Consider the following 15,982-nt stretch of genomic DNA (forward strand, 5'->3'; position numbering starts at 1 on the left):
CTCGGTTCGTTAGAGTCCTGCATAGAGTACATTCGGGGAGACAAACTTTTTAGCTAGCCAGGATGATGGTCGTGTTCTAACGTCTTGTTTTTTAAGAGTTTGGTTACTTCTGGTTAGTAAAGGTTGTATTCAGAAGGCTCATAAATCGGAGTCTGCCCTTAAAACCACCGCACCTATTTAGCTAAATCTCTACTTTCCAGCAAGATTTGTAAAAGCCTTACTGTGTTTCGAGTTTGCGTTTTCGGGTTTCGGCTTTGCGGTTTGCGAGTCTGATTTTTAACTAGGCGAAATACTTGCATCAAGATACTTGCTGCAAACTAGTGGCCTCCACTAACCATGTTGGACTACACATGATAATAGAAAGAGCTGTCCCCTAACGTCAGACTTATGACGACGGGACAGCTCTTTTTTATTTTATATTCAACTTCATATTTATACTCATATCTATCACTCTACTCAATACAAGATCAAAGCAGAAAGAAATCCATGCAACTCCACGCTCTCCACGTCATCTTAAACCCTACTGTACATCATCCCAACCCAATGCTCTCCCATTTACAACTGTGGTCTACGCATCCAACCATCGCCTACGATCTGCTGCAACCGCAACTCGACGAACCCGACCATCCCTACGATTCAGCCACAACCGTGCGGATCATCATCTGCAGCGCATCCAGCATCATGGGAATAGGCAGCGAAGGAACGGAAGGCTGCAACACCGCCATCTCTGTTGAGGCTGGAAAATGTACAAATCCGGCACGGATCGGGAGCTGTCCTACTCGAATGTGATCCAGCACCCGGTACATCGTGTTGTTGCATATATACGTGCCTGCTGTATTGGATACGGAAGCCGGAATACCAGCTTCCGACATGTTATTCACCATGGCACGTATGGGCAAGGTGGAGAATATACCGTCCGGGCTGCCGTCTACAATCGGCTCGTCCACCGGACGCTGCCCCTGGTTATCTGCATAGGAGCCAGGCGGAATGTCTTTGACATTAACGGCGATCCGCTCCGGTGTGATGGCCGTTCTGCCCTTTGCCAATCCACAGGCGATGACAACATCCGGCCGATAGGCTTCCATCTCTGCGATGAGCAGGTCTGCACATTCATTGAAGTGCACGGGCAACAGTACTGTTTTTAGCTCAGCACCATCCATTACCTCGTTCGCAAGAGCTTCCATTAACGCTCCCGTTGGATTAACCGCATCCCCGCCAAACGGTTCAAACCCGGATATTAGAATCTTCACCATCACACGCCAACTCCTGTCTGTTTACTCCGATTTGTAACGCAATCCCCACTGGCCCCGAATGGTGTCCATCAACTTCATGATTTCCAGGGATTCGTCCAGTTTAATGGTATTGCTCTCCGTGCGGCCTTCTAAGATACAACGTCCCGCTTCTTCTGCCTCAAAAGCATAACCAATGCACGTTCGATCATCCGTGAACTTCTCGGGCTCGTCCTGACCATTCACATGCAGATAAGCTTCTTTGCCCGCCAGGAATAAAGGTAGACGAATCTTGCCTTCCGTACCGTATATAACCGCTTCATTGCTGAGGTTCAGACGAATGGCAGCACTTAGTGATGCAGAACGCCCCTCCGAATAGGACAACAACACGGAAAACTGCTCGTCCACGCCCGTCTCACCAATATTGGCCGTACTCCATACATGCTGGGGCTGTTCGCCAAAGATCATCGAAGCAAAGGAGATCGGGTACACCCCTGCATCCAGCAACGCGCCTCCACCAAGATCCGGATTAAGCAATCTGCCTTCTGGCTCCCAGCCCACACGGAATCCAAAGTCTGCCTGAACCAAACGAACTTCACCAATCCGTCCTTCTGCAATCCATGCTCTGGCTTGTTCAATGGGTGGCAAGAAACGTGTCCACATACCCTCCATTAGAAAAAGCTTGCGCTCCCGCGCAGTCTCCACCAGCTGCTCCAACTGACGCGCATTCATGGTGAACGGCTTTTCACAGAGAACCGCCTTGCCTGCCTCCAGACAAGCCATTACATTCTCCTTATGTAAAGGATGAGGTGTTGCCACATAGATAATATCTACCTCAGGATCTTGCAGCATTTCATCATACGAGCCGTAAGCGCGTGCAAAACCATATTCAGCTGCAAACTTCTCTGCGCTTCCCGCTGTCCGCGAACCTACCGCTGCTTTCTCCGCGTTCCCCGCATGCTCCAAATCCTTTGCAAACTGGGATGCAATCCATCCCGTGCCCATAATGCCCCAACGTACTTTGTCCCGTCCCACTACTTCTGTCATATTAAAGCCTCCCTACTGCAAATTGAGTTGAAAAGGTTCATGATTCAGATCAGGCCAACATGTTATCCCCTTTATTTTACCAAAAAGAAACGCTTACGTCAGACGATGATTTCGATCTGCAATTTCAACAAGCTTATACAGAGCCTTCATCTGAGATTCGTTCTCATTTCAATTCTTCAGTATTTTTGCTAAGATTATCAGCAGATCACGGATGAAAGGACGATTCTACTTTGTCCACACTTGTAGCCATAGATCGCTTGGTTAAACGTATCGGTATAACAGAGCAGCACATTTTATTTGAACATGTTAACGCAGCAATCGACAAAGGCGAACGTATTGCCATTCTCGGTGCATCGGGTCAAGGTAAAAGTACACTGCTCCGCATTCTCTCCCTGCTTGATGTCCCTGATGAAGGAGACATGCTCTGGAAAGGAACATCTTATCGTGATTTGGACCCCCGCACCTGGCGTATGCGCATGACGTATGTGGCACAACAGGCCATCATGCTTGCAGGCAGTGTGGAGGATAATCTGAAGACTGTGCACTTGCTTCACCGAAAGCCTTATGACCAGGACTTGGCACGTCGGTTGCTTGCGGGAATGGGACTGGAGAATCTAGATCTCCACAAACGTGCCGGTGACCTGTCTGGCGGAGAAAAACAACGCATCTCCCTCATTCGTTCCATGATGCTGCGCCCTGAAGTCCTGCTGCTGGATGAAGTCACAGCTTCCCTGGATCGGACGAACGCCCGGCTTGTAGAAGAACAATTGACCCACTGGAGCCAGCAGGAAGGTACTTCCCTCGTCTGGGTTACTCATGATCAGGAACAGGCTCGTTCATTCAGTACGACCACCTGGTTCATGGGTAATCAGACACTGCTGGAGCGTAAGCCCACAGCTTCATTTTTTAACCGTCCGGATACGGATCTGGCTCGGCAATTTATTATGCAACCTGCCCCTTCGGCAGAATAAGGAGAAACCATGTCTCTCATCGCTCTGAGCTTTACGATTATCTTTGTGATGGTCACTATGCTTATCTCAGTCTGGCAAAAGCTTGATCTGGAAAAGGATATTGCCATTGGCACCGTTCGCTCCGCTATACAGCTGTTACTTGTCGGATATGTACTTCAATTTATTTTCAACTCGGATCATCCGGCTCTCATTGTTGCTATTGTAGGATTCATGATCATTGTGGCTTCCTTTAATGCTGGCAAACGCGGAAAGGGGCTTCGCTGGATTCCCCTGTATATTGCCACTGCTATTACGGTTACGGAGCTATTAATGATGGGATTACTGTTGGGTCTGAACATTGTGGAGCCCACTACTCAATACATCATTCCATTAAGCGGGATGACCATTGGTAATGCCATGGTGGTGTCCGGATTGTTTCTAAATCAGATGAAACGGGAAGTCGAAGCCTCCAAAGGTGAGATCGAAGCCCTGCTCGCGCTGGGGGCCACTCCAAGGCGTGCTTTTCAGGATGTGTTGAAACGTTCCGTCAAATCCAGCATGATTCCAACCATTGATGGCATGAAAACGGTAGGTCTCGTGCAGCTTCCCGGCATGATGACAGGCATGATTATTGCGGGTGCCGATCCGGTGGAAGCTGTTCGTTACCAGATCCTTATAGTATTTGCTTTTACCAGTTCAGCCGCCATTACCAGCATCCTGCTTAGCTTGATGACATACCGGCAGTGGTTCACATCGGATATGCGGCTGCGCTCCCTATGATAAATCTAACCAATCAAGAGAGGAGGTTACAAGATGATAACCAATCCAGGCACTGACCATAACCGTATCAACACCCCACGAGTCATAAACCAGCAGCCCCATTCCGACCCTGGGACTGAATCCACTGCTCGGACGGAACTCGATGCATTCCTGAATGATATCCTGATCGAACTCCGTCAGGCGGAGCATGTTACAGCACGTGGGAAATGGCGCTGGCAGACAAAAGATCTTGCACATCACACCTTCATATATATGCACAAATTCACGGGCACACTGACCACGAATGGGACCGAATCCCCTGTGGTTCGCAAATCAGCTTGTCTGTGCACTCCAGGCACTTCAATTGAACTGATTGGTGATGAAGATCATGAGATTGAACTGTATATCATTCATTTCGATCTGTTTCGGGCTACGGAGAAAACGGAAGCCCGACGAATCTATGAACGAGAACTCAGCTCACCTGTTACAGGCTGGATCCAGGGGCCATTTTACGGCATACAACGGATTGCTGCACAACTTACACAGATGACCAACGAAGGTTCGCACACCGGCTTGAAAACACAACTCCTCCTGACGGACCTGCTCCATATGCTCTGGCCTCAGGAAGACCAGACGGACGTTGTGGCAGGACAAGATGAACCTGAGCAGTGGCTCCGGTCAACTCTGCAATATATGCGGGAAAACTACATGCACGAGATCAAACTGGAGAAGCTGGCAGAACTTGCAGGCATGCACCCATCCTATTACTCACAGCTGTTCAAGAGCCGCATGCAGAAGAATCCCATTGAATACATCACCCATCTGCGCATGAACCGGGCCAAAGAATTGCTGCTCACTTCCGACCTGCGTATCCGTGATGTGGCTCGCGAAGTGGGATACCGTGACGAATTCTATTTCAGCCGGCGTTTCCGAAACCACGCCGGTTATGCGCCAACTTCCTATTCAAAGCAGGTCCACCGGAACATCGTGTCACTCTCTTATCCATACACGGATCACCTGATGACACTTGGCATCACGCCTTGTGCAGCTCAGATCCAGGGTAACCTGCCACATATGCCCAAATCGCTCAAGCTACCCTTTCACGCCTATGAACCGTGGGAACAGGGACGTCAGGCTTTTCTGGATGTGAATCCCGAATTGGTTCTGACCAAAGATAATGCAGCTGCCAAAGCCATGGAACATATTGGCGATGTCGCCCCAATTATCACCATTCCCTGGAACCAGACAGACGTCTTCGGTCATCTACAGAAGATTGCATCCATCGTGGACCGCACCCAGGCAGCGAAAGATTGGCTGGATCGACATGAACGTAAGGCAGAGCGTGCACGCAAAAAAATCAAGGAATTCGTCGGGGACATTACGGTTGCCGTCGGCACATTGACCCCTAAAGGTCCACGGATGTACAGTCACCGTAATTTCGGACACGTCTTTTACCGCAGTCTGCAATTAACCGCACCTCAGCTAATCCAGAACGAAGCGGCTGGCAAATCTCCAGGCGTTGGATTCAACTGGCTACCCTTCACACCAGGTGAATGGGATGGTCTGGAGGCAGATGTGCTGGTACTGGCGATTAGCTCAATGCATGAACGGGCAACACTATGGAGAGAAATGACTGTAAATCCATTATGGAACAGCCATCCTGCGGTAAAAAACGGAAGGGTTCATTTTATCGACTGGAACTCATGGGTCGTATATGCTCCTTATTCCATCAACATCCAGCTCGATGAAGCGCTCTCTATGTTGACGAACAAACCTTCGCTTTTGTAATCTAAAAAATGTCCATTCTCAAAATCTTAATTTATGCCATGTACGGGCCTGAATTAAGATTTTATAATGATCACTAATTGATAATGATAATCAATAACAATGAAATGCGTTGTTGGTAACAAAGGAGTGACCCGTATTCAACATCCGGGACTGCCACATCGTCCGTCCAATTCACAAAAATCTGCAGTGACGGTTGGCCTGATGTTTTTGTCTGCCATAGCCGTACTGCTGCTAAGTATGTTTGTCGCAATCTCGTTAGGTGCCAAAGGGCTGACGCTGGAAACGGTATGGACTGCCATATTCCAGTACAATCCGGCTTTGACGCCACATCAGATTATTCATGAGCTACGGCTGCCTCGTGTCCTTGCTGCGGTGATCATCGGCGCTGCCTTTGCAGTTGCAGGAGCTTTAATGCAGGGCATTACGCGTAATCCGCTCGCAGATACCGGCATTCTGGGTATCAATGCTGGAGCTACTTTTGTCGTAGCACTGAGCTTTGCCTTTTGGCCCGGACTGCCTTACGGCTGGATCATGTTTCTATCGTTCCTGGGGGCTGTTCTGGGCACACTGCTTATCTTCCTGCTCGGCATGGCAGCCCCTGGTGGTTTGAATTCCATCAGGCTTACCGTTGCCGGGGCCGTTATTGCCGCCATGTTAAGTTCGCTCAGCATAGGGGTTGCCATTTATTTTGACCTGAGTCAGGATCTGGCCTTCTGGTATGCAGGTGGGTTTGGCGGAATTGAATGGCGGCATCTGAAACTGATTCTTCCCGTGCTGCTCGTGACGCTGGTGCTGATCATGCCACTCGCCCGGCGTGTATCCCTTATGTCACTCGGTGAAGAAGTAGCGATTAATCTCGGGATCAACCTGCGTTGGACGAGGTTTCTCGCCCTGGCAGCGGTTGTTGTGCTGGCTGGCGTGTCCGTGTCGGCAGTAGGCTCGATCGGATTTGTCGGACTGGTCATCCCCCATATCTCCCGCAAACTGGTGGGTGTGGATTATCGGCTTATTATTCCAATGTCCTCCCTGCTGGGAGCGGTGTTGCTGGTGCTCGCCGATCTGGGCTCACGCATCGTAAACCCGCCAGAGGAACTCGCGGTAGGCATTATGGTCGCCTTTGTCGGTGTACCGTTCTTCCTCTATCTGGCCCGTAAAGAAAGGAGGGCCTTATAACGATGAATTCCAATGCACCTTCACGAGGTAAACGTTCAATAATCGTTAGTGTCACGCTGCTCTGCATCGCCTTTGCTGTTATTGTGATCAGCCTGAATACGGGAACGATTCGTCTGTCCCCGGTGGCTGTATTGCAGACTTTGCTTGGCAATGGTAGTTCAGATGATCAGATTGTATTGTTCGATTACCGACTGCCTCGCATTCTGGTGACTGTACTGGCCGGAGCAGGACTTGGAATTGCTGGAGCGGCGTTGCAGGGAATCACTCGCAATCCACTGGCAGACCCGGGCATTCTGGGATTGCATGCCGGGGCAGCGTTTGGACTAATAGTGTTTGTTAGTTTCTCCTTTACGATGAATGGCTCTGTGGCCTTACTGATTCCGTTGTTTGCTTTTGCAGGCAGTGTGGTCGCCGCCCTGATCATCATGCTGCTATCCTATGATCGCCATAATGGTGTATCACCCATCAAGCTGATTCTGGTGGGAATCGCGGTAGCGGCCGGGTTCCATGCGTTAACACTCTATCTATCCCTGCGTCTGGATGAAGACACTTATTCCTTTGCCGCTCGCTGGCTGGCAGGAAGCGTCTGGGGCCGGGATTGGGTTCATGTGCAAGCGTTGCTTCCTTGGGTGGTGTTATGTATCTCGTACATTTGGAGTCGATCCAAAACGCTTGATGCCTTCAATCTTGGAGATGCTGCCGCAACCAGTATCGGGACGCCCGTCCGATCCCAGCGTGTTATTTTGCTGCTCTGTGCCGTGGCTTTGTCAGCCGTCAGTGTGTCCATGGCTGGTGGGATCGGCTTTATCGGTCTGGCAGCGCCACATCTGGCGCGCAGGCTTGTCGGTCCGATGCATCGGCATCTGATCCCTGCCGCCGGACTCATCGGTATGGTTATTCTGGTGACCGCCGATACCATCGGGCGAACAATCTTTCAGCCTAACGCCATTCCGGCAGGTGTGGTGGTTGCTGCGATTGGTGCACCTTACTTTTTGTACCTTTTAGTACGAAGCAAGTGATCTTTTTTATAAAAAACAATAAAGACATCCTAGAGATGTTCAAGGAGAATGTGACTACCCATGTTAAAGAAAAATCTTATGCTTGTCATGAGTATCTGTCTGGTGCTTATACTCGCAGCCTGTGGAACGGCCAACAATTCATCATCTGCTTCTGGCGGTTCGTCCACGGATACTTCAACTGAAAATCAGGACAACAGCGCAAGTTCGGGCGAGCAACGTATTGCCTCCATGTCGATCCATCTGACCAATGATCTGCTGTCTCTGGGCATTACTCCGGTTGGTTCCGTTATCGGTGGCGAAGCTAAGGCCTTCCTGTCCCATGTTGCTGATCGTCTTCAGAATACAACGCCGCTTGGTCCGGTTAAAGACCCGGATATGGAAGCTCTGCTTGCTCTGAAACCGGATGTGATCTATCTGGACGAAGAATACTCTGGTGATGATGTTGCCAAATTCGAAAAAATTGCCCCGGTGCATGTCTTCAATCTGGATGACGGTACATGGCGCGACCATCTGAAAGACATTGGCAAACTTGTGAATCGTGAGAAAGAAGCCGAGCAATATATTCAGGACTACGCGACCGAAACGGAAGAAGTCAAATCTCTGATTCATGACACCATTGGAGTTGATGGTACTGTAATCGCGATCCGTGTTACAGCCAAGGAATTGCGTGTGTTCAGTACGCGCCGTCCCATGGGTCCCATTTTATACGAAGATCTCGGTCTGACTCCTGCCAAAGGCATTACAGATATTGATTCAACTAAACCCTATCAAGTCGTCTCCCGTGAAATATTGCCGGACTATGATGCAGATGCGATCTTTGTGGTTGTGAATTCGGATGATGAAGCCCAGACCATGTTCAAGGAGCTGCAAAACAATCCGATCTGGCAGGGCCTGAAAGCAGTCAAAGCCGGTCATGTCTACCCAATTGGTGCACAGCCTTGGCTGGATTATTCATCTATCGGTAATAAAATGGCCATGGATGAAGCCAAAGAAATGTTCTCCAAGAAGTAAGTTTCCGTACACACCACACTAACGTGTGACAATACCAAAAAACCTCTCTTTAGAGACAGGAACAGAGCTAGTTATACTCTCTTCCCCTCAAAGCAGAGGTTTTTTTTATTATCTATTTTACTTGTTTACTTTCCAGCCAAGCGATCCTGAAATGCCTTTAATGTTCGCTGCCCAGCTGTCCGATCGTATACAGCAAATATAACGCGTTCAAAGGAATCCTTAAACCCCTCTCCCACTAACACATCATGAAAATACTTCGCCACCACTGCCGGTTCATTACGAAATACTCCACAACCGTACGCGCCCAGAACAATCGTCCGATGACCATTCGTAGCAGCTACGTCCAGAATATAACGGATACGTTCCTTCATCACGGACTCAATCTGTGGATCATCCGCCTCTCTACGCTCTTTCACTACCCCTGCATTAACGGCTGGCGCAGTGATGAACGATGATACATAATATTGGTCCAGCAGTCGGTCTTCATCATCACGGATTACAGGAACACGAGGTGAATAGATCATATGATCAGAATAAAGACCAGATCGCCGCTTGCGATTGTAATCGTACATTTCATCCATTTGGGCGATGCACGGGTATAGTCCTGTCGCTCGGGCCAGACTCTCTTCCTGTGCCTGGCTTCCACCAAGAAAACCACCACCCGGATTTTTCGCCGATGCAAAGTTCAAACAGACCACATCTTCTCTTCCTTCAACTACCGTCAAACGTGAAGCCGCTCCAAGTGTAGTCTCACCAGTAACCTCAATGTGAACCGGTGCAGCCTCAACTTCAGCGGATGGGGCCGTGGGTTGAATTCCAACGTAAGCTTCTGTACGAAGCTTTTCTCTGAGCGCGGACAATGCTGCTGGACGGTATAAGACCGAATTGCGGATGGCTTGCTGCACATCGGTACCTATCTCAACCTTGCGATCATACCCATTTACGTATTGCCCTTCATCCAAAATAGCCAACGTCTGCTGTGCGATATTAGCCCGCTTGGAACGTGAATTGGAGCTCGTAGAGCCTGTTGATTTATTAAAATTATTCATCTGAATCACTTCCTATATCTTCTCTTAGACGGGTCAGAATCTCGCCCAGCCAGTTGGTTCCCCGCCATGTTCTTCTATTACGAATACGCGGGTCTTCCTCTGCCAGTCCCACACCCCAGATGCGATCATCTGGGCTTGCTTCCACAAGAGTCGTTCCACGGGTGGCGCGCAGCGCGGTTAGTAGTTCTTTGTTTTGTGTAAATTTGGCCAAATTGCCTTCGTAGACAATGCGCTGGCATTCCGCTTCCCATAAAGTCTGGTTGAAGCCTGACACCTGTCTGCCCAGCTTTTTTTGTACCGAAGCAGAGCTTGCCTTCAGAATTTTGTCTGCAATGGTCTGATCGCCAAATAGTAGCGCTTTCTGGTGCATCATGTATTGCTCCGCACTCGTGTAGTGAACACCGTTTACGGTAAAATCCGCCGGGTGCCACTGTGAGAACGGAGATGCAGTCCGCCAGAAAAACGTAAACTTTTCCATCCATATCCCCTCTTTACTTGTTCCTCATGGTTGTAGCGATCCCGCCCCTGGCTTGAATCACTTCGTCCTACTTCATTAATAATTACCGTGTCTACAGTGGCTGCCTCTCCGGGTTCAGTCGGTACAAGCGTGATGGTCGATGACCGGCACTACTCGCATACTCTCCCGTTTCAATGACCCAATCGGCGATTTTACGCCGGAAAGCGGCAGCCAGCAGCTTTTTGCCACTGATGATCTCATGTACTTTCTGAAGTGCAGTCAGTGTGAACGTTTCCGGCATCAGATTGAATGCAATATCCGTGTACTCAATCTTGGATCGAAGACGCTCAAGTGCATAATGAATGATTTTGGCATGATCAAAGGCAATCCCCTGAACTTCACCCAACGTCAAACTATAGTTCCGTACTCGTCCTTCTACCGTTTCTTTCGTCTCAACAATTGCTGATAATTCCTCTGATCCGTTCTTCAAAATCAACTGAAGCTTGCGTTCTGTCACACGTCCACGCTCGTGAATATGCCGCTTTTCTTCCAGAAGTCGCTGCTCCACTCTAAACCAATTGGCCTCACTGGCATCATCGCCAGCCTGAAGCTCCAGCTCGCTGCTATCGACCAGCGCCATGTAGGAACAGCTAATGACACGTGTACGTGGATCACGTTCCACATCTCCCCATGTGTACAGTTGTTCCAGATAAATATCATCCAGCCCCGTCTCTGTCAGCAATTCCCGCCGAGCAGCATCTTCCAATGATTCCTGCATGGAGACGAATCCGCCCGGTAACGCCCATTGGCCCAGATAGGGATGACCACCCCGCCGGATCAACAGTAACTGGAGTTCGGGTTCCGCAAGCTTACGATAGTTCTCCTGAGCTTCACTACGTATCGTAAATACCAACATGTCCACGGTAACCGAAGGACGTTCGTAATCGCCAGCATTATACGTTTCGAGAAACTGTTGTTCACTGATATGTATGTGATCCTGATGCTCCCGGTAATCGGGGGCTTTTCCTCCAGATGAACCTTCGTTAGTCATCGTATACAAACCCCATTCTGTTATTAACAATATGTTATTAACATTTAGATAATATCAATTTATCACACCATTTTGTCTCAGGTCAATATTTCCAGTTCAAAATAAATGAGTTCCCATCACTTGACGATATGTCAAATCAAACTTATGATTTAGTTAGTCGACTAACTAAATAGATATGAACGGAGCGGATGATATGAACCCAGTCCAAAATGATCGGTTAATGGGACAGCTATCCGAACTCGTAAAGCTGAAACGCTACAAGGTTCATGAGAAACTTGTGAACCACCCCGAGTTATACCCAGGGCAACCCCCTTTGCTATTCCAGCTTGAACGGGAGGATGGCCAATCCCAGAAAAATCTAGCCGAACAACTTCGGCGCAGTCCCGCAACCGTAACCGTCATGCTCAAGCGCATGGAAACGTCCGGTTATGTGAGACGTGAAGCGGACCCGAAGGATCTGCGCAGTTTGCGAGTATTCCTGACGGATCAGGGGCGCTCTGCACTACGAGAACTGAGAGAAGTAGTTCAGGAGATGGAACGACAAGCCGAGAAAGATTTTACACCGGAAGAATCCCAGTTGATGTCTGCACTCGCACAGCGTATGCTCCAAAACCTGCGTGATTCTTGAGGTGATGCACACTCGCGATAGCGCTAACAACAACTGGATTGAAGCAGCCAAAGGTATGATGGAATTGATTCACTTATGCTATGAAGATTGAGGTGATTTCCTATTGTGGACGTTAAAACGATTCTTGACCCCGTATAAGTCGGCGGCGATCCTTGCCCCGCTGCTCATGGTACTTGAGGTTGCCATGGACCTGCTCCAGCCCAAGCTGATGTCCAGTATTGTGGATGATGGTGTGCTTGCAGGCAACCTGTCTCATATCGTGACTACAGGTCTGATCATGCTACTTGTTGCGTTAATTGGCTGGGTCGGTGGCGCAGGCTGTACACTCTATTCAAGTAAGGCTGCCGTTGGATACGGCACGGATCTGCGCCAGGAACTGTTTGACCATATTCAAACCTTCTCCTTCCGTAATCTGGATACGTTTCAGGAAGGATCTCTGATCACTCGTCTGACGAGTGACATTACCCAGATGCAGACCTTTGTACAGATGCTGCTGCGGATGTTTATCCGTTCGCCGATGCTAATCATCGGTAGTATCATCATGGCGTTTACGATCAGTGTGAAGCTCGCACTCCTTCTTATAGCGACTGTACCGGTACTGTTTATTATTTTATTTATCCTGATAAAAGCTTCCTATCCGCTGTTCGCCAGCGTTCAGAGCAAGCTCGATCAGGTCAATGCCGTTCTTCAGGAAAATCTTGCTGGCATCCGTGTCGTCAAGGCATTTGCACGTGCGCGTCTGGAGAAAAAGCGCTTCAAGCAATCCAACGAAGATTACACGTCAACTGCCGTAAAAGCCTGGCGCATTGTAACGCTGAATGCACCCGTTCTCAGCTTGATGCTGAACGCTACTATTGTAGCGGTGCTGTGGTTCGGAGGTTTCCAGGTAGTGGGAGGCGATATTGCCGCCGGGGATCTGATTGCTTTTATCAACTATGTCACGGTTGTACTCTCGTCCCTCACGTCGATTGGCATGATGATGATGAGTTTCTCCCGCGCCAAAGTATCTGCTGCCCGGATCAACGAGGTGTTACATACGGAACCGGATATCCAATCGGGAACCGACAACTCAGGAAATGTACAGTCACACCAGTCTAAACGTGAGCAGTCCTCACACCAACCGTCTCCCCTTCCTTCGCGCGCAGCTGGTCAAGTAGAGTTCAGAGACGTATCTTTCCGTTATGACGGAGACCATGCACTCACCGGCATTAACCTGAAGGCTCGCCCGGGTGAGAAAGTGGCCCTGATCGGTTCAACAGGTTCAGGCAAAACCTCGCTGGTGCAGCTGATTCCCCGTCTGTATGATGCTTCGCAGGGTGAAGTGCTCGTGAATAGAGTTAACGTTCGCCACTGGGATCTTCAGGATCTTCGCAGCCGTGTGTCCATTGTGCTACAGGAATCCATCCTGTTCAGCGGCAGCATCCGGGATAACATTTGTTTCGGCCGGCCCGGTGCAACAGATGCTGAATTACGTGCTGCGGCACAAGCTGCGGCAGCGGATGATTTTATTATGAAACTGAAAGATGGGTATGACACGGAGCTGGGTCAGCGCGGGGTCAATCTGTCCGGTGGACAGAAACAGCGTATATCCATTGCACGCGCCCTGCTAATGCGGCCAGAAGTACTGATTCTGGATGATAGCACAAGTGCCGTGGATCTGCGTACGGAAGCGAGCATTCAGAAGGCTTTGCAATCCTTGATGAAAGAAAGCACGACCTTTTTGATTGCACAGCGGATCTCCTCCGTGAAGGATGCAGACTGTATATATGTCATTGATGAAGGACAGATCGTTGCCAGAGGCACACATGATGACCTTATGGCTCATTCATCACACTACCAGGCGATCTATTATTCGCAGCAACGGAAGGAGGATGTTCAATTTGGCTAAACCTGCATCTTCCTCCATACAACAAACGGTCGTGCCTCCCATCGGAAGACCCGGACCAGCGGGCAGAGGACCTGTTCCCAAAGTCAGAGCCAAAAATGCTCGTCACGCCCTGATTCGGGTATGGTCGTACATGGGACGTCATCGCAAAGGAGTTATCGCTGCATTAGTGCTGACGGCTCTCGGAACACTGCTTAATCTGGCAGGACCTTACCTTCTCGGCCGTGCCGTTAACGAACATATCGTGCCCAAAGTAACAGCGGGTTTGTTGAAGGAATGTCTTCTTTTGCTGAGTGTGTATGTCTTTGGCTCACTCCTGATGTGGGCTCAATCCTATGTCATGATTGGTGTGTCCCAACTGACCGTCAAAGATCTGCGACATGCGTTGTTCTCCCGACTACAAGAGCTGCCTGTCAGCTTTTTTGATAAAAATCAAAGCGGGGACCTGATGAGCCGGGCGACCAATGATATCGATAACGTATCTACAACGCTGAATCAAAGCGTAACCCAATTGATGTCCAGTGCCATCCTGCTCGTTGGTTCCTTATCGATCATGTTTGCACTTGATGTACGGCTTACCCTGCTCAGTCTGGTGACTGTACCCTTGATCACCATCGCCACTCACCTGATCGCGTCAAGAACACGTAAACACTTTACCGCCCAGCAGAAATTGCTTGGTGAGCTTAATGGGTATGCTCAAGAAACCATTGCTGGACAAAAAGTCGTAGCGGCTTATAACCGTCAGGATCAGGCACATCAACATTTTGAGAATTTGAACGAGAAACTGCGCACATCCAGCACACAGGCCCAGACCGTTTCGGGTTTGGTTGGACCTACGATGAACGTGATGAACAATATCGGGTTTGCCATTCTGGCTTCTGTAGGTGGATGGATGGCTTATCATGATCTGACGTCCATCGGACTCATCGTCAGCTTTCTCGCTTACTCCCGCCAGATTGAGCGGCCGCTCAACGATCTGGCCAATCAGTACAATCTAATTCAGGCTGCAATTGCAGGTGCTGAACGCGTGTTCCACATCATGGATACACCTGGCGAATATGCGGAGGAACAGAAGAAACAACTGGATCAGATTCAAGGTAAAGTTGTATTTGAAGACGTCTCTTTCGGATACAGTGCGGAGCGAGACATTCTTAAGAAGGTCAGTTTTACTGCAAAACCTGGTGAGATGATTGCACTTGTTGGACCCACCGGCGCAGGCAAAACAACCATTATCAACCTGTTACCCCGTTTCTACGAGATTACAGGCGGACGGATTACCATCGATGGATGTGACATCTCGGAACTGGAGAAGGATCAACTCCGTCGGCAACTAGGCATTGTACTTCAGGATGCCTACCTGTTCTCGGGTACCATTCGCGACAATCTCGCCTACGGCAAGCCCGACGCAACCGATGAACAGATCAGGCAAGCGGCTGAGCTGGCGAATGCACATTCGTTCATTCGAAAACTGTCACAAGGTTACGACACACCCATCATTTCCGGGGGAAGCAACCTGAGTCAGGGACAACGACAACTGCTGACCATTGCCCGGGCAATTCTGGCTGATCCGGCCATTCTTATTCTGGATGAAGCAACGAGTAGCATTGATACGCGCACGGAGATGCACATTCAGGAAGCGATGCGCACTTTAATGAAAGACCGTACCAGCTTTGTCATCGCCCACAGACTGAGCACGATTCGTGAAGCCGATCAGATTCTCGTCATTGATGATGGACAGATCGCTGAACGAGGCAACCATGACGAGTTGATGCAACAACAAGGATTCTACTATCAGTTACATCAGGGACAACTAAAATAAGTCGAACTAAAGCGTGTCTGCAAAGCTACTGAATGCCGAAGCGGACCTTAGCGCGACCGGGGCAAGCAAGTGCGCTGTAATCCTGAACGTACGAGGACATGTCCTTCATGTACGAGC

General features: G+C 49.4%; 14 protein-coding genes. 9 read left to right on the forward strand and 5 right to left on the reverse strand.

Annotated features, from left to right (window positions below):
• Positions 1–629: 629 nt before the first annotated feature.
• Entirely contained in the window at positions 630–1,253 is a 624-nt protein-coding gene (gene pcp, locus OM416_RS26610; protein ID WP_264934506.1) for a pyroglutamyl-peptidase I, read from the reverse strand.
• A 21-nt stretch (positions 1,254–1,274) separates the two neighbouring features.
• Positions 1,275–2,276 carry a Gfo/Idh/MocA family protein gene (locus OM416_RS26615; RefSeq protein ID WP_062837377.1) on the reverse strand — a complete coding sequence of 334 codons (1,002 nt, stop codon included), beginning with the start codon at positions 2,274–2,276 and terminating at the stop codon, positions 1,275–1,277.
• A gap of 230 nt (positions 2,277–2,506) precedes the next feature.
• Between OM416_RS26615 and OM416_RS26620 the strand changes: the two genes are divergently transcribed.
• The 6 genes from OM416_RS26620 to OM416_RS26645 all read left to right on the forward strand — a co-directional run bounded on the left by OM416_RS26620 (position 2,507) and on the right by OM416_RS26645 (position 8,976).
• Positions 2,507–3,247, forward strand: coding sequence for an ATP-binding cassette domain-containing protein (locus OM416_RS26620; RefSeq protein ID WP_264934510.1), 741 nt, complete (start codon positions 2,507–2,509; stop codon positions 3,245–3,247).
• A gap of 9 nt (positions 3,248–3,256) precedes the next feature.
• On the forward strand, positions 3,257–4,006 hold the full coding sequence (locus OM416_RS26625; protein WP_264934512.1) for an ABC transporter permease: 750 nt from the start codon (positions 3,257–3,259) through the stop codon (positions 4,004–4,006).
• A 33-nt stretch (positions 4,007–4,039) separates the two neighbouring features.
• On the forward strand, positions 4,040–5,773 hold the full coding sequence (locus OM416_RS26630; protein WP_264934514.1) for an AraC family transcriptional regulator: 1,734 nt from the start codon (positions 4,040–4,042) through the stop codon (positions 5,771–5,773).
• A 201-nt stretch (positions 5,774–5,974) separates the two neighbouring features.
• Entirely contained in the window at positions 5,975–6,946 is a 972-nt protein-coding gene (locus OM416_RS26635; RefSeq protein WP_264934775.1) for a FecCD family ABC transporter permease, read from the forward strand.
• A 2-nt stretch (positions 6,947–6,948) separates the two neighbouring features.
• A complete protein-coding gene (locus tag OM416_RS26640; RefSeq protein WP_264934517.1) occupies positions 6,949–7,965 on the forward strand; it encodes a FecCD family ABC transporter permease in 1,017 nt (338 codons plus the stop codon).
• Between the two features lie 60 nt (positions 7,966–8,025).
• Entirely contained in the window at positions 8,026–8,976 is a 951-nt protein-coding gene (locus OM416_RS26645; protein WP_264934519.1) for an iron-hydroxamate ABC transporter substrate-binding protein, read from the forward strand.
• Between the two features lie 125 nt (positions 8,977–9,101).
• On the opposite strand, the gene OM416_RS26650 is transcribed toward OM416_RS26645, so the two are convergent.
• From OM416_RS26650 to OM416_RS26660, 3 genes are all read right to left on the reverse strand, one after another.
• Positions 9,102–10,025, reverse strand: a complete 924-nt coding sequence (locus OM416_RS26650) for a TIGR02452 family protein (RefSeq protein WP_264934521.1) — start codon at positions 10,023–10,025, stop codon at positions 9,102–9,104.
• The gene (locus OM416_RS26655) at positions 10,018–10,503 is read right to left on the reverse strand and encodes an NADAR family protein (RefSeq protein ID WP_264934523.1); all 486 of its coding nucleotides are present in this window, start codon (positions 10,501–10,503) and stop codon (positions 10,018–10,020) included. Before OM416_RS26655 ends, OM416_RS26650 begins: the two co-directional genes overlap by 8 nt.
• Before the next feature lie 91 nt (positions 10,504–10,594).
• Positions 10,595–11,533, reverse strand: coding sequence for an NUDIX hydrolase (locus tag OM416_RS26660; RefSeq protein WP_264934525.1), 939 nt, complete (start codon positions 11,531–11,533; stop codon positions 10,595–10,597).
• 193 nt (positions 11,534–11,726) lie between these two features.
• Here OM416_RS26660 and OM416_RS26665 point away from each other — a divergent pair, with 193 nt between their 5' ends.
• The 3 genes from OM416_RS26665 (at position 11,727) to OM416_RS26675 (ending at position 15,865) form a co-directional block, all read left to right on the forward strand.
• On the forward strand, positions 11,727–12,161 hold the full coding sequence (locus OM416_RS26665; protein ID WP_264934527.1) for a MarR family winged helix-turn-helix transcriptional regulator: 435 nt from the start codon (positions 11,727–11,729) through the stop codon (positions 12,159–12,161).
• Positions 12,162–12,264: 103 nt separating this feature from the next.
• Positions 12,265–14,049 (forward strand): ABC transporter ATP-binding protein, encoded by a 1,785-nt coding sequence (locus OM416_RS26670; protein WP_264934529.1) that lies wholly within the window; start codon positions 12,265–12,267, stop codon positions 14,047–14,049.
• Entirely contained in the window at positions 14,042–15,865 is a 1,824-nt protein-coding gene (locus tag OM416_RS26675) for an ABC transporter ATP-binding protein (protein ID WP_264934532.1), read from the forward strand. The genes OM416_RS26670 and OM416_RS26675 overlap by 8 nt, the downstream gene beginning before the upstream one ends.
• The last annotated feature ends 117 nt before the right edge of the window (positions 15,866–15,982 follow it).

Source organism: Paenibacillus sp. LS1, from assembly GCF_026013365.1.
Lineage (GTDB): Bacteria > Bacillota > Bacilli > Paenibacillales > Paenibacillaceae > Paenibacillus.